The sequence below is a fragment of the Bradyrhizobium sp. I1.14.4 genome (genome assembly GCF_050435825.1).
Lineage (GTDB): Bacteria > Pseudomonadota > Alphaproteobacteria > Rhizobiales > Xanthobacteraceae > Bradyrhizobium.
On record NZ_JBNDLA010000033.1, the window covers coordinates 35,053 to 59,258 of the forward strand.

A 24,206-nucleotide genomic window follows, 5' to 3' on the forward strand; every position below is an offset into this window, starting at 1 on the left:
CGTGCGGTCAACACCTGTTCCGCCGGCTTGGACGGGCCGGCCAGCGCATTGCTAGAAGAAACCCGCGCTGAGATCGAGGCCGTAGCTTGCCCCGAGCGCCGCGACGAACAGCACCGCAAGGGCGAACAGTGCAACATGCCGGGCGATGCTGCTGCGAAGCGAATTGGCTGGAAACGCGCGTGCGATCGATCGAGCCAAAGCAGTCATTTGCGACCTCCAGAGCCACGCCCCGAAGTTAGGTCGCGCGCAACGCTGCGAGGTTCAACGCGGCTCGCGGAACGGCCGGCGGCGCGCCGATGGGCCGCGCTGCACCTTCATCCGATTCGAAGCGGTGACCGACCATACGGCGCAACCGCTCGCGCTAGAGGTTGGGCACCTCCGCCGGCGCGATCGCAGTCAGCCCGCCGAAGCGGCGCTCGCGGCCATGGAAGGAGGCGAGTGCGTCGGCGAGATCGTCGGAATCGAATTCAGGCCACATCCGCTCGGTGAAATGCAGCTCGGCATAGGCGCCTTCCCAGAGCAGGAAATCCGACAACCGCTTCTCGCCCGAAGTGCGGATGATCAGATCGACGTCGCGAAGCCCGGCTTCGCCGGTGATGAGATCGGCGAAGGTCTCGCGACTCAGCTCGCCGATGCCGGCCGCGCGCGCCGCGGCGTTCAGGATGGCGTCGCGGGCCGAATAATCGATTGCGATGCGCAGATGCAGCGTGGTGCCGCCGGCCGTCGCGGTCTCGGCGCGCGCGATCGCGGCAGCGATACCCTCGGGCAGCCGGTCGCGGCGGCCGATCACGGTGAGGCGGACCCCGTTGCGCACGAGGGCGGCGACCTCGTTGGCGAGATAGAACCGCAATAGCCCCATCAGCGCCGTGACTTCGGCCTTCGGACGGCGCCAATTGTCGCTCGAGAACGCGTAGAGTGTCAGCGTGCCGACGCCCTGGTCCGGCGCGGCCTCGACGATGCGACGGATCGCCTCGACGCCCGCTTCGTGTCCGCGCAGGCGCGACAGGCCGCGCCGCGTCGCCCAGCGGCCGTTGCCGTCCATGATGATGCCGACATGCAACCGGGCGATGGCCATCGGCTTGAGCGCGACGTTACTTTGCATCACAAAGTCTCCGGGCAAAAATGGGATGATCAAACCGGCTGGATACCAAGGCGGCCAGATGCGCCTTCGTCCTTGCCGGCCGCCCTTTCAACCTTGCCGGCGGCCTTTTCAGGCTTGCCGGCGGCCTTGGCCGCGTCGCGCACAAGCTGCTCGAGCACCGCGAGATAATCGAGGAATCGGCGGCGTCCGCTCTTGGTCAGACGGCAGGTGGTGTGCGGGCGATTGCCTTCATAGCCCTTGATGACGTCGACGAGGCCGGCCTCCTGCAGCACTTGGAGATGCCGGCTGAGATTGCCGTCGGTCAGGCCGCAGAACTGCTTGAGATCGGCAAAGGCGAGCCCTTTCGGATGCGCCATCAGCGACGTCAGCAATCCGAGCCGTGCCTTCTCGTGGATGACGCGGTCGAGGCCATCATAGGCGAATGGCGCGGTGGTCAGGTCAGTCTTCGGCATCATTGCCTCCGGAAGCGAAATACAGCAGTGCTGCGAGCAGCAACTGGCCGATCGCAAAGGGCAGTCCCATGGTCCAGGGCGACAGCGCGTGACTCTGGCTTGCGATCAGCAGCACCGTGAAGCCCGACACGAAGTACCAGGCGCCGCCGAGCGCGATCGTGCGCGGCAGCAGGCGGACCGACGCAAACACACCGAGGCTGACCAGAACCTGCCACAGGCCGGGCAGCATCCACAGCGTCTCGGGCGCGAATTTCCATTGCAGGATCGCGAGCAGCACGCCGGCGATCGCCGCGGGAGCGAACTGCTCGATCGCCTGCTGCACCATCGCGTCGGCGAGGCCCGAATGATGCCGCCGCGAACGCGCCTGCATCTCGATCCAGATCAGCAACGCTGACAGCAACGCGGCTGCGGCCCAGCCCGTCAGGAACACGATCGGATGATTGGTCGGATCATCGAGCCAGAGATATTGCGCAAGGGCCGTGACGAGGGCGATGCCGCTGGTGGCTGCCACCGTCGCGGGACCGTAGCCGCGAAAAGCAGTTCCTGCCGCAATCTGGCTGCGGATCGCGAGAATATCGGCCAACGCCTTGTCGAGGTCGCGCATGATTCGCCCGCACTTTGTAACGCAAAGTATACGGGATTGCCAAGTAAACGCAAGGCCGACCGCCGGGGGCGGAAAGCCGACCGGGCCCGGTTCAAACACGGTAAACACCGGATTGCCATTCACGCTTTGGTTGCGATAGCATTCGGCACAATTTCAGAGCGGCGACCATTTCTCTGACCGGAGCACTCCGCGGCCGGTCCGCACGGGTTTTTGCCGGGAGATTTTCATGAACCTCGCCCAGCATCTCAATCGCATCGGCCAGTTTTTTCGAAGCCTGCGAAGGCTTTATCGCACGGTCGAGGATCTCCGCATCATCGTCATCTGCCTCGCCATCGGTGGCGTCGCACTGCTGTACCTGGATCAGGGCCGAGACGTTGTTCGGGCGCTCGTCGACAGCGCCAACGCCACGATGAGTAGCTGGACGATACCGAAGGATGCATGGCCGACCATAGGCCGATGGGCTGCATTCCTGCTGGCCTGCGTATGGTCCGGCGTCAACGCGTGGTACTGGTCGAACCTGCTCTACAAGACGCGGCAGATGCAGCCGCAGCCGCTTTGGTTTCGCTATCTCCGCCGCGGCTTCGGGATTGCACCTCTGCTGGGCGCAATCGTCGCGATGCCGCTCAGTGCGCGGCACGGCTTCCAGGATGCCTGGGTCGGTTGACCTTCTTCTCGATAGCCGCCGCTCTTCTCCTGGGCTTCTTCGTCTACCGCACGGCACGATTCGGTGCGCAGCCGGGCGTACAGCCCTTCGCCGCAATCCGGCTTGTGCGCGGCGATTGGGCTTTCATCGCCGCGACCGTCGTGATCTCGTTGGCGATCTTTGTGTTGCTTTGGATTTCGGTCGTCCGCACCCAATTCGCCTGGGCCTTGGGGCCCGCGGCCCTCGCCTATGGCGCGATCGGGTGCATCATCCCGATCACTAGCCTGCTGATCTTTCTGGTGCGGCAGCAGAGGATACCGATCGTCCTGCTGGGAGGCATCGCCTTCGTGGTGTTCAGCCTGTTCAACGACAATCATCTCGTCCGCGGCCTCCCGGCCACCGCCGACATGTCGGCCCGCCCCTCGCTCGAGCAGGCCCTGGCGCGATGGGAGGCCGGTCGCGCGCCCAACGAGCCGATGGTCCTCGTCGCGGCGGCCGGCGGGGCCTCACGCGCCGCATATTGGACCGGCACCGTCCTGCGTGCGCTGGATGAGCGCAGCAACGGCAAATTCTCCGATCATGTATTCGCCGTCAGCAGCGTCTCGGGCGGCTCCCTCGGCGCGATCGGCTATGCGGCATGGCTCGCCGATCGTCCGATGGATTCGGAAGCATCCGCCAAGGAGGCCCGGCGCGATTTCGTGCAGACCTTCTTCGGCAAAGACTATCTGTCGCCCGCCATCGGCGGGCTGCTGTTCACCGACCTGCTGCAGCGCTTCCTGCCGGCACCGGCCTTGCCCGACCGCGCCATTTCCCTGGAGGAGGCATTCGAGATCGGATGGGATCAGTTCACCGCGGCCTGCAAGCAGCCGCCGTGCCCGACGAAGGGACGCTTTGCCGGCGAGTACACCGACATCTGGGGCAAGTCCCGGCTGCGGCGCGACGACGGCCGATGGGTGCCGATCGTGCTCGCCAACGGCACGTATGTCGAGACCGGCAAGCGGATCATCACGGCGCCGATCCGCGTCGAAACGGACGCGTTCGAGGACACCTACGATTTCTACGATCTGGCGCCGGCGCCGATCCGCGCGTCGACCGCGGTGCTCAATTCCGCGCGCTTCACGATCGTCAGTCCGCCGGGACGCATGGTCAACGGCGAGACAACGAACGGGCGTATCATCGATGGCGGCTACTTCGAGAATGGCGGCATGGAGACCGTCTATGACCTCGCGCGCTATCTAAAGCGAACCGGACGCACCCGCAAGATCGTCATCATCGAGATCCTGAACGACGACACCATGAGCCAGGAGGATCTCGCACGGCATACCGGCGGCAAGCCGGTCAAGGTCGAGCCGGCGACGGCCGAGCCGCGCTCGCCCTTCCTAATCGAGGTCACGTCAATCATCGGCGGTCTCTATCATACGCGCGGTGCGCGCGGCGTCCTCGGCGCCAAGCGGGTCTCCGACACAAGGGCGTCCGGATTGGAGAATGCCGAGTTTCACTCGTTCGATCTCAAGCCCCTCGGCGACAACGCCTACACCGCCATGAGCTGGGTGCTCTCGCTCGGCACGCTCGATGCGATGGATGTGACCTTCAATTTCGACGAAGGGCAGATCGACAATTTTCTCGCGAGCCGCCACTACACGCCGGGCATGGCCGAGACGATGGCCGCTGATCTTCGCGCGGTCATCGGTCGCGCCGCGGAGAATCGCCGCCAGCTCGACGACGTGCTCAAGAGCCTGAACACGGATATCAAGCCGCCAATGCTGGAGAGCATGACCGCGCAGAAGCGAAAGTGACGAGGATCGTCACACCTTCACGAGGCTCGCAAAGCCGCCATAGATCATTCGCTTGGCATCGAACGGCACGTCGCCACTGCCCATCGACGCCAGGCGGGGATCGGCCATCACCTTGGCGTTGATCCTGTCGCGCTGGGCGCGCGACTTGTAGGTGATCCAGGCGAACACGACGGTTTCGCCGGCCTTCAGCTTCACGCTCTGCGGAAACGAGGTCAGCTTGCCCGGCTTGACGTCATCGGCGACCCATTCGCGATAATCCAGCGCGCCATACTCCCGCCAGACCTTGCCGGCCGTCTTCGAGAGACGCGCATAGGCTTTGAGTTTCTTCTTCGGCACGGCGACGATGAAACCATCGACGTATGGCATTGGGGTTTCCTTTTTGCTGTCATTGCCCGACGCGAGGCGACGACTTGTCCGCCGAAGACTTGACGAAGGCGGAAGCAATCCATCTCAATGCCTGTGGCGTTATGGATTGCTTCGCGGCGCTCGCAATGACGGGCGCGTGACGCGTTGCGCGTCAGCTGTGACAGCAGGATGCCTGAACCGGCGCCGGTTGGTATTGGTCACGTAGCCGCACCCAGTCCATCGGATAGGGCAATCCCTCCTCGTGGCGGCCGAGCGGCGTCAGGTCGAGATAGTGATAGGCGGCATTCATCATGTCGAGGCCGCGCGCGAAGGTCGAGTAGGTGTGGAAAACGGTGCCGGCCTCGTCGCGAAAGAAGACGCTGATTCCGGGCAGTTCGGGCCCGTAGAGCGGGGTCGTACCATAATTGTACTGCGCGTCCCCTGCGTCGATCTGCAGGGGCGTAAACGACACGCCATAGTCATAGTTGAAATCATTGTCGCCGGACGACACCCAGTCGAAGTTCCAACCCATCCGCTTTTTGAACGCCTCGAGCTTGGCAAGTGGCGCCAGCGAGATTGCGACCATCGTGGTGTCGCGCGCGGCCAGATGCGGAACCATGCGCTCGAAGCCGTCGACCCAGAACGAGCAGCTCTTGCATGCTGCGTCCCACTCCGGCGCAAACATCACGTGCTGCACCACGAGCTGCGGTCTGCCCTTGAAAAGATCGCCGAGCGTCGCCTTGCCGTTCGGCCCGCCGAACACATAGTCCTTGTCGACCTTCACCCACGGCAGCTCGCGGCGCTGCCGGCTCAGCGCCTCGCGGGCCTGGGTGAGTTCCTTCTCGCGGGCCATCAGCGCCTTGCGGGCTGCGATCCATTCTTCGCGTGAAACGATCTTGTGCTGTTGCATGAGATGCTCCTTTGCGGTTCAGGCGTCGACGTACTGTGCCAGATTGCCAAGGAATTCGGTCCAGCCGCGCTGGTGGTTGTCGCGCGCGGTCTCGTCGACGAACTGCGCGTGATGGAAGGTGAGCAATGTGCCGCCGGCGTCGGGCTTGATCGATACTGTCACCTCGGACTCGCGCTCCGGCGTCGAATGCCAGGCCCAGCTGAACACGAGCTTCTCGTTCGGCACCACCTCGCGATAGATGCCGCCAACCTCGTGATATTCGCCGTTCGAACCGGTGAACTTGATCCGGTAGCGCCCGCCGACGCGGACATCGAGCTCGGCCTGCGTCGTGCCGGGTTTGACCTGACCCGGCCCGAACCACCGCGCTAGGTTTTCCGGCTCGGTCCACGCGGCGTAGACCTTTTCCGGCCGGGCGCGGAGGCGCCGCGTGAGGGTGAGGCTTGGGCGCGCGGCAAGGCCGGCGTCGGCTGCGACTGCGGATTTGTTTGCCATGGGTCTTCCTCCACAAAAGCGGCGAGGCGATCGAGATTGTCGGACCAGAATTGCGCGTAGCGATTGAGCCAGTTCATCGCCTGCTCCATCGGCCTCGCGGTGAGCCGGCACGCCACGGTGCGGCCGGTCTTTTCGCGCCCGACGAGGCCCGCATCGGTGAGCACGTCGAGATGCTTCATGATCGCCGGCAACGACATCGTGAATGGCTGCGCCAGCTCGCTCACCGACAGGCTTTCCCGCTCGCCGAGCCGCGCCAGCAGCGCGCGGCGGGTAGGGTCGGAAAGCGCCGCAAAGGTGCGGTCCAGCGTCTCGTCCTTATACTTAACCATGTGGTTTAGTATAGACGCAAACGGCGCGGCGTCAAGCGCGACCCTTCACGATCGCGTCAGGACGAGCGCAGTGTCAGGACGAACACCGGGATGTCGGCAACAGGCACCTTGCGGCAAAGCCAGTTGCAAAGCGCGGCTGCTAATCCGGGTAGACGGTCCGGTGCCGGCGTTGATGGCGGCGCGGCGGCGGTGGCTCGCGAAACAGGAAGCGCGGATTTTCTCCGCAAGCGAGATAGCGCCCCGATACGCTCGCGAGGCACTGCTCGTAGGTTTGATAGGCGCATTCGCCGGGATAGCCCAGGCTGGGCCCCTGCGCGCACCACGGATAGTCATAAGGGTCGGCGGACGCTGGCTTGATGCCCGCCGTACCGGCAAGCGTCATCGTTGCCAAGACAAGCACTGCCAATCGCGATGTGCGCATGATCCAACCTGTTCCGACTCTCAAGACGCCGCAGTCAATCAAGCGCGGCATATCGGGCTAGGCTCCTGAACGCCATCCTATTCGACGTCAAGGCCGGTCAATTTTAAGAGCCCGGGTGCGGGACAAGTCCGCTTGCAGCCGGACTTGTCCCGCATGTTCAGCCCGAAGCCTATTCGACCTTGAGCCCGGCGAACTCGACTACCTTCTTCCACTTGTCGGTCTCGGCCTTGATGTCGTTGCCGAAGGCATCCGGTGTCTGGATCAGCGGCTCGCCGCCGAGCTCGACCAGGCGCTTCTTCATGTCGGGTTCGGCGAGAACGGCGTTGATCTCGGCGTTGAGCCTGGCGATCAGCTCCTTCGGGGTGTTTTTCGGCGCGCCCATGCCGAACAGAGCACTCGCCTCATAGCCCTTCACGGTATCGGCGATCGCCGGCACGTCGGGCAGTTGCGAGGAGCGATCCGTCGTCGTCACGCCGAGCGCGCGCAGCGAACCGGAACGGATGTGCTGGATGATCGAGGGCATGTTATCGAAGATCACCTGCACCTGGCCGCCGAGCATGTCGGTGATCGCCGGCGCGGCGCCGCGGTACGGCACATGCTGCATCTTGCAGCCGGTCATCGACATGAACATCTCCCCGGACAGATGCACCGAGGTGCCGTTGCCGGACGAGGCCATGTTCACCTTGCCGGGATTGGTCTTCACATACTCGATGAACTCGGCGACGTTCTTTGCCGGCACATCCTTGTTGACAGTCATCACGTTCGGCACGCGGTTGAAGGAGGCGACCGGCGCGACGTCGCGCACGAAGTTGAACTTCAGATTGGCGTAGAGCGAGGCGTTGATGTAGTTCGCCGGATTGACCAGCAGCACGGTGTAACCGTCCGGCTCAGCATTGATCGCGGCCTCGGTGCCGATATTGTTGCCGGCACCCGGCTTGTTCTCGATCACGAATTGCTGCCCGAGCCTCTCCGACAGCCGCTGCCCGATCAGGCGCGCGATGATGTCGGTGGCGCCGCCCGGCGGATAACCCACGATCCAGCGCACCGGCCGCGCCGGATAGTCGGCTGCGGAAGCCCGGCCGATCGCGAATGTCGAAATCCCCGACCCGATCAGACCCAGCGCTGTGCGGCGTGAAATCATGAAGTCTCTCCCAATCCAGCAGGGTTTGGCCCCCTGCCCGTTTCTGTTGCGTTACGTGCGGCACAGTTTTAACAAACAATGTCTGATGCGGCCAGTGCGACACGTGCGACACCGACCGCGACGAAAGACTAAGCTTCGGCTCTGATTGCAACAGAAGCCGGAGCTTCGAATTCTTGTTTTGACGCGTTTTCTTCGCGCGAACCGGTGTCCATCCGCATCAAGTGCGGGGACAGGCTTCGTTCGAAAACGCTCTGGACCGAAAAGGATCGATCATGTCCGTCAAGGTGAATGGGCTCGACCATCTCGTGATCAACGTCACCGATGTCGTGCGCTCGGTTGCCTGGTACAGCAGGATCCTCGGCATGGAGGTGAAGGTGTTCGACCCGGGCAAGGGCAAGACACCGCGCACCTCGCTGGTGTTCGGCAACCAGAAGATCAATGTGCGGCCGGGCGATGCCGACAAGGTAGATTGGTTCACCGCCGATCATGCAGCGGCCGGCAGCGACGATCTCTGCTTCCTGACATCGAGCTCACCCGAGGAAGTGGTCGCGCATCTGAAGGCCAACGGCGTCAGGATCGAGGAAGGCCCGGTGGCCAAGCAGGGCGCGCGCGGCACGCTGCGCTCAGTCTATTGCCGCGACCCTGACGGCAGTCTGATCGAGATCTCGTCGTATGAGAACTAACGGCTCCTAAGTACCGTCATTGCGAGGAGCTCGCGACAAAATTGCGAAGCAATTTTGCGCTGAAGCGACGAAGCAATCCACGCCTCGGCGGGCGGCCCCATGGATTGCTTCGCGGAACCTGTCATCGGGCGCGCGTTCGCGCGACCCGTTGGCTTGCAATAACGTGGATAGGCCACGCCAATACGGATTTGCCCATCGCGCAATCCGGTGGCACAAGGATACTCGACAAGAACAAGCAAGCAGCCGCTGAAGCTGCGCGGGAGGACGTATGAGCAATTCAAAAGCAGTGCCGGGCATCGTGGGACCGTTTGCGGGGCTCGACGTGCCATGGCTGCTCGCAATGCGCGCTGAGGTGCGCCGCGATCATCCGTTCCTGATCTGGGCGCCGTTCGACGCGCCGGCACGGCGCTGGAGCTACGGCGAATTCCATCAGCGCGTCGGCGCGCTGGCCGCGGGCCTCGCCAGGCGCGGCATCAGGCAGGGCGACCATATCCTGATCCATCTCGATAACTGCATCGAGGCGGTCATGTCGTGGTTCGCCTGTGTCGAGCTCGGCGCCATCGCCGTCACCACCAACACCCGCTCGGCCGCGGCCGAGATCGAATATTTCGCCGGCCATTGTGGCGCAGTCGCCGCGATCACCCAGCCGGCCTATGCCGAGCTAATCGCCGCCAACTGCAAGGGCCTGCGCTGGATCGCAGTGACCTCGCACGATGCGGGGCAGGCGCCGGCACAGGTGCCCGCGCAGGGCGACAGCTTCGAAGCGCTATTTGGCGACAGCGCCGACCGGCCGCAGCGTGCGATCGACCCGCTCGCATCCTGCAGCGTGCAATACACCTCCGGCACCACATCGCGGCCGAAGGCGGTGCTGTGGACGCATGCCAACGCGCTGTGGGGCGCCAAGATCAATGCCGCACATCAGGACCTGCACGCTTTTGACGTGCACCAGACTTATCTGCCGCTGTTTCACACCAACGCGCTGGCCTATTCCATGCTGGCGAGCCTGTGGGTCGGGGCGACCTGCGTGATCCAGCCGCGCTTCTCGGCGAGCCGATTCTGGCCGGTGGCGCTCGAGCACGGCTCCACCTGGACCTCGACGATCCCGTTCTGCATGAAGGCGCTGCTGGAGCACGAGGTCCCGAAGCATCACAAGTTCCGGCTCTGGGGCACCGCGGTGAACGAACCGCCGCCGTTCGCGGTGTTCGGCATCAAGATTATCGGCTGGTGGGGCATGACCGAGACCATCACCCACGGCATTATCGGCGAAGTCGATCAGCCCAACCCGCCGATGTCGATCGGCCGCGCCGCGCCGGAATACGAAATCCGCATCACCAACGATGACGGCACGGCGACCGGCGTCGGCGAGACCGGAAATCTCCTGATTAAAGGCATTCCCGGCCTGTCGCTGTTCGCCGAATATCTGCACAACGAGAAGGCCACGCGCGAGAGTTTTGACGAGTACGGCTACTTCATCACCGGCGACCGCGTCACGATGCTCGAACGCGGCTATATCAAGTTCGGCGACCGCTCCAAGGACATGCTCAAGGTCGGCGGCGAGAATGTCGCGGCCTCCGAGATCGAGCAGGTGATCGCGGTGGTGCCGGGCGTACGCGAGGCCGCCGTGGTGGCGAAGAAGCATCCGATGCTGGACGAGGTGCCGGTCGTCTTCATCATCCCGCAAGCCGGCGTCGCGGCCTTGCCGGCCGACCTGCACGACAAGGTCATGACCGCCTGCCGCTCCGCGCTCGCCGACTTCAAGGTGCCGCGGGAGATCCGCTTCGTCGACGAGATGCCGCGCTCGACGCTGGAGAAGGTCGCGAAGGCGGAGCTAAGGAAGATACTGGAGTAGGCGCTCTTCGTCATTGCGAGCCAACGGGTCGCGTGAACGCGCGCCCGATGACAGGCTCCGCGAAGCAATCCATAGCTCGGCAGTCGTGGAGACACGGATTGCTTCGTCGCTTCAGCGCAAAATTGCTTTGCAATTTTGTCGCGAGCTCCTCGCAATGACGGGAAATTTCAATTCACCTCGAATCGGATCGGCAGCTTCTTCGGGCCGTTGACAAAATAGGCCTGTGTCATCTTCACCTCGCCGTCGAGCGACAGCGATTTCAGGTGCGGCAGCAGCTCCTCGAACAGGATGCGCATCTCGAGCTTGGCCAGATACTGGCCGAGGCAGAGATGCGCGCCATAGCCGAACGCGACATGGCGATTGGGCTTGCGGTCGCTGCGGAAGCGATCGGGTTCCTCGAACACCTCCTCGTCGCGATTGCCCGAGGCGTAGCACAGCATCAGCCAGTCGCCTTTCGCAATTCTGCGGCCGCCGAGCTCGGTATCGGCGGTGGCCGAGCGCATGAAATGCTTGACCGGCGTCATCCAGCGGATCGACTCGTCGACTAGGCCCGGGATCAATTCCGGATTGGCCTTCACCTTGGCGAACTCCGCAGGGTCCCTGGCCAGCGCCCAGATCGCGCCCGCGGTCGAGGATGAGGTGGTGTCGTGGCCCGCGGTCGCGACAATCATGTAGTAGCTGGTCTGATCGTGCTCCGGCATGTAGTCGCCGCCGATCTTCGCATTGGCGATGACGGTCGCGAGATCATCGCGCGGGTTCCGGCGGCGATCCTCGGTGATCTTGCGGAAGTACGCGGAGAAGTCGGCGATGATCGCCTGCAACATCGCCGAGACCTGCTCCGCGCTCAGCGCCTCGCGGACGCGCGCGGTGTCGGGATCCTGCGGACCGAACAGCTCCTGCGTCAGCTTGAGCATGCGCGGCTCGTCCGCCTCGGGCACGCCGAGGATCTCCATGATGACGTGCAGCGGATAGCCGAGCGCCACGTCCTCGACGAAATCGCAGGCGCCGCCCCGGTCGAGCATGCGCTGCACCGTGGCGCGCGCGATCTCGCGGACCCGGCCCTCAAACTTGCCGAGATTGGCCGGCATGAACCAGCCCTGCGTCAGCGCGCGGTATTTCGGATGGTCGGGCGCATCCATCTGCACCAGCGAGCGCACCAGATTGGGCCCGCCGGTGATCTTGCGAACGCGCTCCTCGAGCGCCTGTGTCGTCAGCGTGGTCGGACGGTCGGCATTGTGGAACAGCTCGTTCTGCCGGCTGATCGCCTGGATATGCGCGTGCTTGGTCACCACCCAGAACGGGTCGAACCGGTCAGGCCGCGCGATCCCGAGCGGATTGTTGGCGCGCAGCCAGCGATAGCTGTCATGGATGCGGTCGTCGGCATAGGCGACCGGATCGACGAGGGTTTCCGCGATGTTGGCGGGGATATCGAGATCCCCGGTCGTTGTCGTGTCCATGATCGTCCTCACCCGCCCCAGCATCGGTCGCGCCGATGATCGCCGAAATCTAGGCGGAGGTAAGGAGGACGACTTGCGTTGATTGGCTAAATGCCTCGCCGGAGACGTCATTGCAAGGAGCGAAGCGACGAAGCAATCCATCGATCCGCGGGTGCAGAGCCATGGATTGCTTCGCTGAGCCTGTCATCGGGCGCGCGTTCGCGCGACCCGTTGGCTCGCAATGACGGCAAAGGCCGTGACCGCTCAATAATGCCCGAACGCCACCGGGCGGAACGCCTGCAGCAATTGCTGATCGAGCTTGCCGCTCATCTCCTCCATCATGGAGAACGCCTTGGCGTGGGTGAACTGCAGCCGGTAGGCACGCTTCTCGACCAGGGCGGAATAGACATCGACGATCGTGGTGACGCGGACGATGTCGCTGATCTGGTTGCCGCTGAGGCCGTTCGGATAGCCGGTGCCGTCGAGGAATTCGTGATGATGCAGGATCACGTCGAGCATTTCCGGCGGGAAACCGCCCTGCGCGGACAGCGCCTCGTAGCCGCGGCGCGGATGTTCGCGCATCTCGGCCATTTCCTCGACCGTCAATGCGCCGGGCTTGTCGAGCAGCGCGACCGGAACGAACGCCTTGCCGACATCGTGCAGCAGCGCGGCGCGGGTGAGCCGGCGCTGATCGTCGTCGCGCATGCCGAGATGCTGTGCGAACGCGACCGCAAAACCGGTCACGAACAGGCAGTGACGATAGGTCTCCTGGTGATGGCAGCCGACGGTGGTCAGCCATTCGCGCAGCGAATTGTGCTTGATCGCCTTGAGGATCTTGTTTTCGGCGGCAACGATGTCCTCGAACTTGAGCGGTTCGCCGGCGCGCATCCGCTCGAACATCTTGACCATCACGCCATGCGCGGCCTCGACGCCGCGGTTGAGCGCCTTGCCGCGGTCGGTCTCGTCATAGCCGCTGTTGTCGGGAAATGCGGCGCGGATGCGCTGCAGGATGCCGCGCGCATCGAACGGCCGCGAGATCGTGTCGGTGGCGCCGAGCGCCCAGGCCTGCATCGAGGCGTGGTGCAGCGCATCCGCCAGCACGAACAGCCGCGGCATCTCGCGATAGGCGTCCGCCTGCAGCTTGGCGCGGACCAGTTGCACGGCTTCGGGCGAGCGCAGGTTGATGTCGACGACGATACCGGAGAGATCGCCGGCCGGCTGCTCGGGGATATCAGACGTCGGAACGGTGTCGACCTCGCCCACCGAGCGCAGGATGCTGGCGAGTTCGTTGCTTTGATCGCTTCGATCTGACGCCAGCAGCAGGCGGCGTTTCGAAGTCTGGTTGTTGGCTAAGGCAGTCATGACATCCCCGTCGCGGTAACGACCGACGCCGGGACGCTACCTGACGATGCGTTCCCTCCGGCTTAATGGGGATGCTGAACGGCTGGCAAGCGCAATGGATACAATTTGAGGGACTGCCAAATCCGCCAGCAAAATCAGGCCGGCCAGAATTGAACGCCGCCGGAAGCATCGCGGGCTGATCATGAATTTTGCGGCGTCAAAGATGGTGATGCCATCACCACCGACCGACGCGCGGAGCAAAGAAAAGCGCCGGAGAGCTTTGTGCTCCCCGGCGTCTTCATTCGTTCAGGCAGTTACGCCTTCATCGACGCCTTCACCGCCTCCGCGGTGATCGGCAGGCCACGGACTCGAGCGCCGACCGCGTTGAAGACGGCGTTGCCGATCGCCGGCGCCACCACCGTCACGGCGGGCTCGCCGACGCCGGTCGCCTTCTCGCCATTGGCGATGACGTTGACCGCGACCTCCGGCAGCTGGCTCATCCGAAGCGGCGTGTAGCTGTCGAAGTTGGTCTGCTCGATGCCGCCGTCCTTCAACGTCGCCTTCTCGAACAGAGCCAGTGACATGCCCCACAGCGCCGCGCCCTCGACCTGGGCCCGGATGCCATCGGGATTCACTTGCGTACCAACATCGGTCGCAACCGTCAGCTTCTTCACCGTCACCTCGCCCGACGGAGCGACCGCGACATGGGCGACGCAGGCGGACCAGCTCGCCGTGGCGCGCTCCTGCGACGATACGCAGGCGACGCCCATGCCTTCGCCCTTGGGCAGTTGCTTGGTGCCGTAGCCGGCGAGACCCATCGCCGCGAGCAGGGTGTTACGGAGGCGCTGCGCGCCGCCGTCATTTTTGCCCTTGCCGTCGAGCAATGAGATGCGCAGCTGCGCCGGGTCCTTGCCGGTCGCATGCGCGATCTCGTCGATCATGCTTTCGACCGCCCAGAACGTCCAGCCCGGCGCCACCGAACGGAGCTGACCCGACGGGGTGGCGTTGTGCGCCATCTCGTTCTTGATCGCCCGCACATAGTGGTTGGGCACGGTGTAGAAGAAGTCCGCTCCGTTCACGGTGAAGGAGTCGAGCGGACCTTTCTTGTCGACCGACGGCGTCAAGAAATCAGGGATTCCCCAGCGCTGGGTCGGCCAGGCCGAGACCACGTCGTGGCTCATCGCGACGATCTTGCCGTCGCCATCCATGCCGGCCTTCACCTTCTGGTAGGTCAGCGGACGCGAGAAATCCATCGTCATGTCGTTCTCGCGCGTGTAGATGACCTTGACCGGCTTGCCGACGGCCTTCGCCGCCTGCACTGCGGGCACCATCATGTCGGCGTCGAGACGCCGACCGAAGCCGCCGCCCAGCCACATCTGGTGCATCACCACGAACTTGGGGTCGATCCCGGCGGCGCCGGCTGCGATCGCGCCGGAGCGCGTCGCGAACTGGTTGCCGGAATAGATGTGCAGGATATCGCCCTTGAACTCCGCGGTGGCGTTCATCGGCTCCATCGGCGCGTGGATGTTGATGTTGGTGGTGTATTCCGCCTCCAGCACCTTTGCCGCCGCGCCGAAGGCCGCATTCGGATCGCCATCCTTGACGAAGAACTGGCCGGAATCGCTCAGTCCCTGAAGCCGCTTGGCCTCGGCGAGCAGCGATTCGCTCGACGCCTTCGCGTTCGGACCGCCGTCATAGTCGACCTTCAACGCCGCCGCCGCCTTCTTGGCGTTGGCGTAGGTGTTGGCGACCGCGACGACCCAGCCGGTCGTGGTTGTGGTCTTGTCGTCCAGGGTGACGCCCTTGATAAAGCCCGGCACCTTCCTGGCTGCGCTATCGTCGACCGACTTCACGGTGGCGCCGTAGCGCACCGGCGGGGTCACCAGCGCGCCGTAGACCATGCCCGGCAGCATCACGTCGATGCCGTACTTGGCCGTGCCGTTGACCTTCAACGGAATGTCGAGCTGCGGCACCGAGACGCCGATCATGGTGTACTGCTCGGGCGACTTCAGCTTGATCGCCTTCAGATCGTCCGCCGTGAAGGTCTTGGTCGCCTTGCCGCTCTTCACCACCTCGGCGAACGACATCGACTTCTTCGACTTCGGATGGCTGATCGTGGACGCGCGCACCACCAGCTCGCCGGCCGGCACACCCATGGAGGCCGCCGCCGCCTCGGTCAATGCGATGCGGCCGGCAGCGCCGGCGCGGCTCATGGCATCGAAGTTCATCATCGTCGACCAGCTGCCGCCGGTGATCTGCGCTCCCAGCACGGGATCGTTGAACTTCGGATCGTTGGAGGCGAGCTGGACCCGCATGTCCTTCCAGTTCGCGCCGAGCTCTTCGGCCACGATCTGCGCCATGGTCGAGGCGACGTGCTGGCCCATGTCGGCCTTGCCGCAGGTCACGGTGACGAGACCATCGGGCGCGATCGAATACCAGACGCTCGGCTCGAAACTGGCGGGCGCGGGCGCCGCCAGCGCCTGATCGATGCCGGACCCGGCGTAGCCGAGCACGAGGCCGGTTGCAGCGGTGCCGACCAGGAAGGAACGGCGGCTGAGGTCGGTCGTATCAAGAGCGAGGCTTTTCACGTGCTTGTTCATGTTGCCCTCCGCTCGGATCCGGTGGCCGATGCGGTGCGCATGTCGGACGCAGCGCGCATGATCGCCTTCTGGATTCGTGAATAAGTCATGCAACGGCAGAGATTGCCGTCCATATGCGCAACGACTTCCTCTTTCGTCGGATTGGTGTTCTTCGACAGCAGCGCCGCAGCCTGCATGATCTGGCCTGACTGGCAGTAGCCGCATTGCGGCACCTGCTCGGCGACCCAGGCCTTCTGCAGGGGATGATCGCCCTTGGCGGAGAGGCCTTCGATGGTGGTGATCTTCTTGCCGACGGCGTCGGCGACCGAGGTCTGGCAGGACCGCACCGCTTCGCCGTTGAGGTGAACCGTGCAGGCGCCACAGAGACCGGCGCCGCAACCGAATTTGGTGCCCGTCATCTGCAATTGCTCGCGGATGACCCAAAGCAGCGGCGTGTCATTGGCCGCCTCGACGGACATATTCCGTCCGTTGATATTGAGATTTGGCATCTCTCTCCCCTTCCGGTGTCGGAAGCCGCTTACGGCGGCAACTCACTGTTGGGTCACGCCTGACGCCCACCGGGTAAGCGACAGTTGCCGAAACAATGATCCGGTTCCCGGCTGGAGGCAATCCAATTTGGAATTGCTCGAAGAGAATAAATTTCGGAGACTGTTGGTTGTGCGATGCGGCAACGGCATGAAGCTTTTGAAATGCCAGTATTGATGCCGTATCGATAGCTCCTACCAAGGTCGGGTGCGCTGCCGGACCTGACAGCGACAACAGAAGGAGCCCGTCAATGGCCAAGCTCAACCGCAGCGGCGTCGATATCTATTATGAGATTCACGGCAGCGGCCCGCCTTTGATCCTCACCCACGGCTATTCGTCGACCTCGGCGATGTGGCAGGGGCAGATCGAGGCGCTGTCGAAACAACACAAGCTTGTTCTCTGGGACATGCGCGGACACGGCCAGTCCGACTACCCCGACAATCCGGATGCCTACAGCGAAGCCCTGACGGTCGGCGACATCGCCGCCCTGCTCGACGCCGCCGGCGCCGACAAGGCGATCGTCGGCGGCCTGTCGCTCGGCGGCTACATGTCGCTGGCCTTTCATCGCGCGCATCCGGAGCGGGTGCGCGCGCTGCTGATCATCGACACCGGCCCGGGTTTCAAGAAGGACGACGCCCGCGAGGCCTGGAACAGGCGCGCGCGCGACACCGGCGACCGCTTCGATCGTGAAGGGCTCGAGGTGCTGAAATCCCTGAGCGCCGAGCGCGCGTCGGTCGCGCATCGCAACGCCAGGGGCCTCGCGCTTGCCGCGCGCGGCATGCTCGCCCAGCGCGATGCGCGGGTGATCGAGTCACTACCCGAGATCAATGTGCCAGCGCTGGTTGTGGTTGGCGCCGACGACACGCCGTTCCTGGCGGCGTCCGACTACATGGCGGCGAAGATCCCGGGCGCACAGAAGGCGGTGATCCCGAACGCCGGGCACGCCGTCAACATCGACCAGCCGCAGGCCTTCATCGCCGCCGTGCTGCCGTTCCTGGATGGCCTTGAAGCCGGCGCGCCGGGAAAGTGAAGGACAAGCCATGAAGACGATTGCCGTCGTCCTGTTGCTGACCGTGGCGGCGACAGAAGCGAGCGCCGAGAGGCGGCCACCGTTCGGCGGGCCCGCATCCGCTTTCACCGCGACGCTGTCGAACAGCACCCCGCTGGTGTTCGGCATGGGCGTCGCGGATGCGCAACGCGCGCTCGGCACCCCCTTCACCTATGTCAACGGGCGGCCCGGCAACGAGATCTTCCTGACCTTCCGCGACCTCGGCGGCAGCGGGCTGTTCCCGCATCATGACCGCCTCTTCCTGCAATTTCGCAAGCACCGGCTGACCGGCTGGAAGGCCGACTGGGGCGAGAACTGGATGTGGCGTTAGCTCATGCTCGATGCATGATCGGCTTTCGCAGGGATCATCAAGACGCTTCATGCAACCCCCAACATGACAAGGATGGACCATGGGACAAGACATCAGACTCAAGGCGTCGGACGGATTTGAACTCGGTGCCTATCGTGCCGATCCTGCCGGCGCGCCGAAGGGCGCGGTGGTCGTGATCCAGGAGATCTTCGGCGTCAATCACCACATCCGCTCGGTCTGCGACCGGTTGGCCAGGGAAGGCTATGTCGCGGTTGCGCCCTCGATCTTCGACCGCATCACGCCGAACTTCCAGAGCGGCTACTCCCCCGACGAAGTCGCCGAAGCGCGGAAGTTCGTCGCCAATCCGGACTTCGCCGCGATGCTGCGCGACAGCGAGGCGGCGATCGACGCGGTGAAGTCGGTCGGACCGGTCGGCATCATCGGCTTCTGCCTCGGCGGCAGCGTCGCCTATGCGGCCGCCACCAAGCTGACCGGGCTCTCGGCCGCGATCTGCTATTACGGCGGCGCCGTGGTTCGCTTCGCCGACGACAAGCCGGCCGTCCCGACGCAACTGCATTTCGGCGAGAAGGATGCCGGCATTCCCTTGGGCGATGTCGAGACCATCAAGTCGAAGCGGCCCGAGGTCGAGGTCTTCATCTACCCCGGCGCGCAGCACGGCTTCCATTGCGATGAGCGCGCAAGCTACGACAAAACAAGCGCTGACATCGCCTGGCCGCGCAGCATGGAATTTTTTGGAAAGCATCTGCGCTGACGGTCATTGCCGGGCATAGCCGTCCGAAGGACGGCGTCGCTTCCGCTCGCCTATGCCGGCAATCCATCAAGCGAATTTCTTTGAGGATGGATGCGCGGGTCAAGCCCGCGCGCGACGAGTGGTGGTCAGAACCAGCGCTCGCCGATGAACACCGTATCGCCCGGGCTCATCGGTGTGCCGAGCGGCACCACGAAGCGGCCGGAGCCGGACGCGTCCGTATGGGTCAGCGTGACGCTGTCGCGGCGAGCGCGCGGCGAGAAGCCGCCGGCAATCGCAACCGCGCTTTCGACGGTCATGTTCGGCACGTAGGGATATTGGCCGGGGGCGGCGACTTCACCGAGGATGAAGAACGGACGGTAGGATTCGATCTCAACCGCCACCGAAGGGTCGCGGATGAAGCCGTTGCGCAGCCGCGCCGAGATTTCTCCGGCCAGCCCGGCCGGCGTGCGGCCGCGTGCCGGCACCGAACCGATCAGCGGCATGGTGATCGCGCCCGCGGCGTCGATCGCATAGGAGTTGGTCAGGCCTTCCTGGCCATAGACCACGACGCGGAGCTTGTCGCCCGGGCCGAGATGATAGCCATTGTCGTAACCGGCGGGTCCACCCGGCGCAGCGGCATAGACGACCGGGGCGGCGGCCGGCGCGGCATAACCATAGGTAGGGGGAGCGCTGGCGAAGGCGGAGCGCAATGCGCTGATCGCACCGCCGCCTGCATCGGCAACCGGAGCGGCTGCGTAGGCCGGGCCGTAGGTGACGGCATCGACACCTTGCGGGCCGACGGCAACCGGACCGGACGTGCTCATGCAGCCAGACAGCGCGAGCGCGGCCACAACGGCAGTGATCGGCAATCGTAACGCGCGTGCAACCGGCACCGGACTTATCCCTCAACGGCGAGACAGGCCCAGTCTTGCACCACTTATGGTTAACAAAGGGTTTTCGAGGACCGAGCGGGGAGCCGGAAAGCCCGCCTCCCCCTCGATTCAGAGCATGACGGGACGATCAGGCGGCGCTGGCGCCGACGCCGATCGGGCAGGACACGCCGGTGCCGCCGAGCCCGCAATAGCCCGCCGGATTCTTGGCGAGATACTGCTGGTGGTAGTCCTCGGCGAAGTAGAATTCGCCGGCCGATGCGATCTCCGTCGTGATCGCGCCGAGGCCCTTGGCGGCAAGCGCCTTTTGATACATCGCCTGCGACTCGTCCGCGGCTTTGCGCTGCGCGTCGCTGAAGGTGTAGATCGCTGAGCGATACTGCGTACCGATGTCGTTGCCCTGGCGCATGCCCTGCGTCGGGTTGTGGTTCTCCCAGAACGTCTTCAGGAGTTTCTCGTAGGAGATCTTCTTCGGGTCGAACACGACCAACACCACTTCGGTGTGGCCGGTGCGTCCCGAGCACACCTCCTCATAGGTCGGGTTCGGCGTGTGGCCGCCAGCGTAGCCGACCGCGGTGGTGTAGATCCCGTCGCCGAGTTCCCAGAACTTGCGCTCCGCGCCCCAGAAGCAGCCGAGCCCGAACACCGCCTGCTCGAGACCTTGCGGATAAGGCGGCGTCAACTTGCTGCCGTTGACGAAATGGGTGGTCGCCGTCGGAATCGGCGTGGCACGGCCCGGCAGCGCCTCGGCGGCGCTTGGCAACGCGGTGGTCTTGCGCATGAACAACATGGATACCTCCAGGCGGGACATCGGCCGACGCGGCAACAGCCTGCGGGCCGGCTGTCACCTATATATGACCTTACGCGGATGATGGCAGCCCCGTTACGGGGCCCTCGGGCCCGGTCAGTCGCGTGCGTAACCGATCAGCGGCTTGCGCGGCCGGAACAGGATCATCAGCAGGACACCGGCGATGCCGAGCACCGCGAACACCGGCTGCTCCAGAAGCAGGCGGATCACGTCGTTCCAGAGCCAAGGCGCAAAGCGATCCACCCAGGCATGGAATGCCTGTTGGCTCGACTGATGGATATCGTTCCAGAACTGGCCGAACTGGGTGAACCGCAGGCTCTGGTCGGCGACGTAGCGGGCCCCGTCATAGACCATGAAGATGAAGCTGCCAGCCAGCAGCAAAAGGCCGATCAGACGGAAAAAGCCGCGGATCATGCGTCACCCAAACTCCCTGTCGCGCCCCACGCGTCGTCAGGCCTTACCGGGCGCCTCCCGGAAATTCAACCTCTTCAGCGGCTTATCCGGCCCTCGTAGGCCCGATTTCAGGCCCTTTTTCGGTCCCGAAAGCGTTGACGCTGCTGCCTGCGCCATCTATAAGACCGGCCGATGGCGGCGGGCGCAATCCTGCCGCCGCTGTTCTTTGGACAGTGCCGCATGCGGGGGCAGCATTTTGCGCTCTTCGCATGGCCGCCTCAAGGACACCTTGGACAAATACATCAGAGTTGAGATTTGAACCGGCCGGTGCGCGCAAGCCCGACCACCGAGCGATCACCGCCGAAGGACAGTTAGAGAACCATGGCCAACACCACCTCCGCCAAGAAGGCGACCCGCAAGATTGCCCGCCGCACCATCGTCAACAAGTCGCGCCGCACGCAGATGCGCGGCGCGGTGCGCACCGTCGAGGAAGCGATCAAGAGCGGCGACCGCGAGGCGGCACTCAAGGCGATGAGCCACGCTGAACCCGAGCTGATGAAGGCGGCGCAGCGCAACATCATTCACAAGAACCACGCGAGCCGGAAGGTGTCACGCCTCACGCAGAGCATCGCCAAGCTCGCCAAGTGAGCTGACGAGCAAGCTGACTGAAAGACATCTTTGTCACAAAGCCCGGCTCGCGCCGGGCTTTTTGTTTTTGTCTCGTCCTTTGTCGTGGAAGTTTCACAACGCGAGAACAAGTCGGTGTTGCCGCGCAACGAACTGCGTGCCATGTTTCGTCGCGTCCGTAGTTCTACCGGCTCAACATGCTTAACGCGCCGCACTCGCGCACAGATTGTTCTTCGCTAAGCTGGATAGATGGAATAGCGCGCGAGCATTTCGCGTTGAAAATTGCCACGCAGGGTTACCCTGCAAAAGTAATCGAGAAAAATCACGTCTCGCGAATTACTTATGCACATAGCGCTGAACAGCGATTGGAAAAATGACCGGCGCGAGACCAAATGTAAATTTTCTATGAAAAATTTTTGGTATTGCACCGTGGTTTGTGACGCGCGTGAATCTGTGCGCTGATTCAAAAACTTGCTTTCGCAACTCTGCGTCGGCAACGCCGCAACAGTGGCGAAGAGTCTCGTTCCCCGTCGAATCCACGGATTGTCAGAAAACGCGCTTGGTGTATTTATTTCTTGTCCGCGACGCCCACGGCTCTCCAGATCAGCGCGGTTTGAGACCCAGGGGCGGACGTGCAAATCGGCGGCGGTGTGCGCGTTAGCGACGCTCTCCAAGCGAAGCTAGATTGGTGACTCATAGCAATATGAGGACGGCTGACCTGTGTCAAAATTTCTCCGGCGATGTCCCCGGCAATTCGGGAGATCGAACAAGAGAGACCAGGATCAATCGTCGGAATCTGGCAGCGGGAACGCGGAGCAAGCGAACGGGTTGACGACGACACGGCGGCGGCGAAGCGCCGGGCATTTCGGTGTTCGGTAGCGGCAGTTCGAAATTGAAGACACCAGCAAGTTGGCAACTTGCCGCGATACGTCGCGGCGGGAGGGGGAGGACTTATGCCTTACGGTATCATCACTGCAGTCGATCCAACGACAGCTCAAGTGCAGATTTCCAGTGGTGCCGTAATCAACCCCTTGGACGCTGGCTCTTACCCGCAGCGACCGTCGAGTACGCGCTGACCTCGCGGGACGCATCTTCTCCAAACAGCTGATCTGTCGGGTGGCGCATGGCCGCCACACGGGAGAGCTTTGTCCGGAGCGGACCGCGCCCGCTGGAGGTCGCGTCGTGGCAGGAAACCTCCACGGCGCTTTCGCAACAATTATCTCTCAGACTTGGAAGTACAAACGCAATGACGAACACGGAACAGGATCGCTGGTCGCGGGTGAAGGGACGTTTGCGGACGAGCGTTGGCGAGGACGTTTACACGAGCTGGTTCGCGCGGATGGATCTCGAGAGCGTGCACGATGCGAGCGTCCACCTGTCGGTTCCCACCCGGTTCCTCAAGAGCTGGATCCAGGCGCATTATGCCGAACGCGTACTCTCCTGCTGGCAGGCCGAGATGCCCGAAGTGCATCGCATCGACCTTACCGTGCGCTCGGCGATCCGCGCGATGGCTCCGGCGAAGGAAGCGGTTGCGCCGGTCGAAGTGCGCCGCATCGAGCGCAACGACGGCCGTCCTGCGCCTGAACTGCGCTCGTTCGCGACCGCGCCGGTGTCCGCGAGCCATGACGCGCTCGGCGGCTCGCCGCTCGACCCGCGCCTGACCTTTGCGAGCTTCGTGGTCGGCCGATCCAACACGCTGGCCCATGCGGCTGCGCGCCAGGTCGCGGAAGGACGCCGCGGCGATCCCGTGATGTTCAACCCGCTCTACATCCATGCCGGCGTGGGCCTCGGCAAGACGCATCTGCTGCAGGCGGTGACCTGGGCCGGCAATTCCGGCGGCGAGCGCAAGGTGCTGTATCTCACCGCCGAGAAGTTCATGTACGGCTTCGTCGCGGCGCTGAAGACGCAGACGGCACTGGCGTTCAAGGAGGCGCTGCGCGGCATCGACGTGCTGGTCATCGACGATCTGCAGTTCCTGCAGGGCAAGTCGACGCAGGCCGAGTTCTGCCACACGCTGAACGCGCTGATCGATGCCGGCCGCCAGGTCGTGATCGCGGCCGACCGTCCGCCGTCGGATCTGGAAAGCCTCGACGACCGCGTGCGGTCGCGGCTCGCCGGCGGCCTGGTGGTCGAGATGGGTTCACTCGGCGAGGAACTGCGGCTCGGCATCCTGAAGTCGCGGGTCGCCGCGGCCCGCGTCCACCACGCGAGCTTCGACGTCCCGGAGGAAGTGCTCGACTATCTGGCGCGCACCATCACCCATAACGGCCGCGACCTCGAAGGCGCGATCAACCGTCTGCTGGCGCACTCCAAGCTCAACAACCAGCCGGTGACGCTGGAAATGGCCGAGCGCGAGGTGCGCGACCTGATCCGCCCGCAGGAGCCGAAGCGGATCAAGATCGAGGACATCCAGCGCGTGGTCGCCCGGCAGTACAATGTCAGCCGCTCCGACCTGCTGTCATCCCGCCGCACCGCCAATGTGGTGCGCCCGCGCCAGGTTGCGATGTATCTGGCGAAGACGCTCACCCTGCGCTCGCTGCCGGAGATCGGCCGGCGCTTCGGCGGCCGCGACCACACCACGGTGCTGCATGCCGTGCGCAAGATTGAGGCACTGGTCGCCAAGGACACGACGCTCTCAGACGAAGTCGAATCGCTGAAGCGTCAATTGCAGGAATAGGACTGCAGGAATAAGGCCGCCTCTTCTGGCTGG

25 protein-coding genes and 1 pseudogene are annotated in these 24,206 nt (G+C 64.0%); 9 read left to right on the forward strand and 17 right to left on the reverse strand.

Features of this window, described 5'->3' with window-relative positions; all coding sequences use genetic code 11:
* Positions 1–51 precede the first annotated feature (51 nt).
* The 4 genes from ABIB78_RS34975 to ABIB78_RS34990 all read right to left on the reverse strand — a co-directional run bounded on the left by ABIB78_RS34975 (position 52) and on the right by ABIB78_RS34990 (position 2,158).
* A complete protein-coding gene (locus ABIB78_RS34975; protein WP_429033218.1) occupies positions 52–207 on the reverse strand; it encodes a response regulator in 156 nt (51 codons plus the stop codon).
* A 154-nt stretch (positions 208–361) separates the two neighbouring features.
* Positions 362–1,102 (reverse strand): di-trans,poly-cis-decaprenylcistransferase, encoded by a 741-nt coding sequence (locus ABIB78_RS34980; protein ID WP_429033221.1) that lies wholly within the window; start codon positions 1,100–1,102, stop codon positions 362–364.
* 29 nt (positions 1,103–1,131) lie between these two features.
* Complete coding sequence (locus ABIB78_RS34985) at positions 1,132–1,554, reverse strand: transcriptional regulator (RefSeq protein ID WP_429033224.1); 423 nt, start codon at positions 1,552–1,554, stop codon at positions 1,132–1,134.
* Entirely contained in the window at positions 1,541–2,158 is a 618-nt protein-coding gene (locus ABIB78_RS34990; RefSeq protein ID WP_429033227.1) for a hypothetical protein, read from the reverse strand. The genes ABIB78_RS34985 and ABIB78_RS34990 overlap by 14 nt, the downstream gene beginning before the upstream one ends.
* 226 nt (positions 2,159–2,384) lie before the next feature.
* On the opposite strand from ABIB78_RS34990, the gene ABIB78_RS34995 reads away from it, so the two are divergent.
* A complete protein-coding gene (locus ABIB78_RS34995; protein WP_429033230.1) occupies positions 2,385–2,822 on the forward strand; it encodes a hypothetical protein in 438 nt (145 codons plus the stop codon).
* Positions 2,819–4,597 carry a patatin-like phospholipase family protein gene (locus tag ABIB78_RS35000; protein ID WP_429033231.1) on the forward strand — a complete coding sequence of 593 codons (1,779 nt, stop codon included), beginning with the start codon at positions 2,819–2,821 and terminating at the stop codon, positions 4,595–4,597. Before ABIB78_RS34995 ends, ABIB78_RS35000 begins: the two co-directional genes overlap by 4 nt.
* Positions 4,598–4,606: 9 nt before the next feature.
* Here the strand turns inward: ABIB78_RS35000 and ABIB78_RS35005 are convergent, their stop codons facing one another.
* The 6 genes and pseudogenes from ABIB78_RS35005 to ABIB78_RS35030 form a co-directional block, all read right to left on the reverse strand.
* Complete coding sequence (locus ABIB78_RS35005) at positions 4,607–4,963, reverse strand: DUF1428 domain-containing protein (RefSeq protein ID WP_429033233.1); 357 nt, start codon at positions 4,961–4,963, stop codon at positions 4,607–4,609.
* A gap of 151 nt (positions 4,964–5,114) precedes the next feature.
* Complete coding sequence (locus ABIB78_RS35010) at positions 5,115–5,852, reverse strand: DUF899 domain-containing protein (protein WP_429033235.1); 738 nt, start codon at positions 5,850–5,852, stop codon at positions 5,115–5,117.
* An 18-nt stretch (positions 5,853–5,870) separates the two neighbouring features.
* Positions 5,871–6,233: pseudogene (locus ABIB78_RS35015) on the reverse strand (SRPBCC family protein); the annotation flags it as partial.
* Positions 6,218–6,673, reverse strand: coding sequence for an ArsR/SmtB family transcription factor (locus tag ABIB78_RS35020; protein WP_429033237.1), 456 nt, complete (start codon positions 6,671–6,673; stop codon positions 6,218–6,220). The pseudogene ABIB78_RS35015 and the gene ABIB78_RS35020, both read right to left, overlap by 16 nt.
* Before the next feature lie 139 nt (positions 6,674–6,812).
* Entirely contained in the window at positions 6,813–7,145 is a 333-nt protein-coding gene (locus ABIB78_RS35025) for a DUF3551 domain-containing protein (protein ID WP_429033239.1), read from the reverse strand.
* 118 nt (positions 7,146–7,263) lie between these two features.
* Positions 7,264–8,235, reverse strand: a complete 972-nt coding sequence (locus ABIB78_RS35030; RefSeq protein ID WP_429033241.1) for a Bug family tripartite tricarboxylate transporter substrate binding protein — start codon at positions 8,233–8,235, stop codon at positions 7,264–7,266.
* 272 nt (positions 8,236–8,507) lie between these two features.
* Here ABIB78_RS35030 and ABIB78_RS35035 point away from each other — a divergent pair, with 272 nt between their 5' ends.
* Positions 8,508–8,918 (forward strand): VOC family protein, encoded by a 411-nt coding sequence (locus ABIB78_RS35035; RefSeq protein WP_429033242.1) that lies wholly within the window; start codon positions 8,508–8,510, stop codon positions 8,916–8,918.
* Positions 8,919–9,186: 268 nt separating this feature from the next.
* Positions 9,187–10,767 carry an AMP-binding protein gene (locus tag ABIB78_RS35040; protein WP_429033244.1) on the forward strand — a complete coding sequence of 527 codons (1,581 nt, stop codon included), beginning with the start codon at positions 9,187–9,189 and terminating at the stop codon, positions 10,765–10,767.
* Positions 10,768–10,934: 167 nt separating this feature from the next.
* On the opposite strand, the gene ABIB78_RS35045 is transcribed toward ABIB78_RS35040, so the two are convergent.
* From ABIB78_RS35045 to ABIB78_RS35060, 4 genes are all read right to left on the reverse strand, one after another.
* On the reverse strand, positions 10,935–12,224 hold the full coding sequence (locus ABIB78_RS35045) for a cytochrome P450 (protein WP_429033247.1): 1,290 nt from the start codon (positions 12,222–12,224) through the stop codon (positions 10,935–10,937).
* Between the two features lie 243 nt (positions 12,225–12,467).
* The gene (locus ABIB78_RS35050; RefSeq protein WP_429033249.1) at positions 12,468–13,565 is read right to left on the reverse strand and encodes an HD-GYP domain-containing protein; all 1,098 of its coding nucleotides are present in this window, start codon (positions 13,563–13,565) and stop codon (positions 12,468–12,470) included.
* Positions 13,566–13,858: 293 nt separating this feature from the next.
* Complete coding sequence (locus ABIB78_RS35055) at positions 13,859–16,144, reverse strand: molybdopterin cofactor-binding domain-containing protein (RefSeq protein WP_429033252.1); 2,286 nt, start codon at positions 16,142–16,144, stop codon at positions 13,859–13,861.
* Positions 16,141–16,632, reverse strand: coding sequence for a (2Fe-2S)-binding protein (locus tag ABIB78_RS35060; RefSeq protein WP_106321534.1), 492 nt, complete (start codon positions 16,630–16,632; stop codon positions 16,141–16,143). Before ABIB78_RS35060 ends, ABIB78_RS35055 begins: the two co-directional genes overlap by 4 nt.
* 287 nt (positions 16,633–16,919) lie before the next feature.
* Between ABIB78_RS35060 and ABIB78_RS35065 the strand changes: the two genes are divergently transcribed.
* The 3 genes from ABIB78_RS35065 (at position 16,920) to ABIB78_RS35075 (ending at position 18,799) form a co-directional block, all read left to right on the forward strand.
* Positions 16,920–17,699 (forward strand): alpha/beta fold hydrolase, encoded by a 780-nt coding sequence (locus tag ABIB78_RS35065; protein ID WP_429033255.1) that lies wholly within the window; start codon positions 16,920–16,922, stop codon positions 17,697–17,699.
* A 10-nt stretch (positions 17,700–17,709) separates the two neighbouring features.
* Positions 17,710–18,048, forward strand: a complete 339-nt coding sequence (locus ABIB78_RS35070; RefSeq protein ID WP_429033258.1) for a hypothetical protein — start codon at positions 17,710–17,712, stop codon at positions 18,046–18,048.
* A gap of 79 nt (positions 18,049–18,127) precedes the next feature.
* Positions 18,128–18,799 (forward strand): dienelactone hydrolase family protein, encoded by a 672-nt coding sequence (locus ABIB78_RS35075; protein ID WP_429033259.1) that lies wholly within the window; start codon positions 18,128–18,130, stop codon positions 18,797–18,799.
* A gap of 125 nt (positions 18,800–18,924) precedes the next feature.
* Here the strand turns inward: ABIB78_RS35075 and ABIB78_RS35080 are convergent, their stop codons facing one another.
* The 3 genes from ABIB78_RS35080 to ABIB78_RS35090 all read right to left on the reverse strand — a co-directional run bounded on the left by ABIB78_RS35080 (position 18,925) and on the right by ABIB78_RS35090 (position 20,890).
* The gene (locus ABIB78_RS35080) at positions 18,925–19,671 is read right to left on the reverse strand and encodes a polysaccharide biosynthesis/export family protein (protein WP_429033261.1); all 747 of its coding nucleotides are present in this window, start codon (positions 19,669–19,671) and stop codon (positions 18,925–18,927) included.
* A gap of 127 nt (positions 19,672–19,798) precedes the next feature.
* The gene (gene msrA, locus ABIB78_RS35085; RefSeq protein ID WP_429033264.1) at positions 19,799–20,458 is read right to left on the reverse strand and encodes a peptide-methionine (S)-S-oxide reductase MsrA; all 660 of its coding nucleotides are present in this window, start codon (positions 20,456–20,458) and stop codon (positions 19,799–19,801) included.
* A 114-nt stretch (positions 20,459–20,572) separates the two neighbouring features.
* Positions 20,573–20,890, reverse strand: a complete 318-nt coding sequence (locus ABIB78_RS35090; RefSeq protein ID WP_429033267.1) for a hypothetical protein — start codon at positions 20,888–20,890, stop codon at positions 20,573–20,575.
* Positions 20,891–21,250: 360 nt separating this feature from the next.
* Here ABIB78_RS35090 and rpsT point away from each other — a divergent pair, with 360 nt between their 5' ends.
* Positions 21,251–21,517 (forward strand): 30S ribosomal protein S20, encoded by a 267-nt coding sequence (gene rpsT / locus ABIB78_RS35095; RefSeq protein ID WP_173639982.1) that lies wholly within the window; start codon positions 21,251–21,253, stop codon positions 21,515–21,517.
* 1,225 nt (positions 21,518–22,742) lie between these two features.
* Positions 22,743–24,173: a chromosomal replication initiator protein DnaA gene (dnaA, locus tag ABIB78_RS35100; RefSeq protein ID WP_429033270.1), complete on the forward strand. Its 1,431-nt coding sequence runs from the start codon at positions 22,743–22,745 to the stop codon at positions 24,171–24,173.
* The last annotated feature ends 33 nt before the right edge of the window (positions 24,174–24,206 follow it).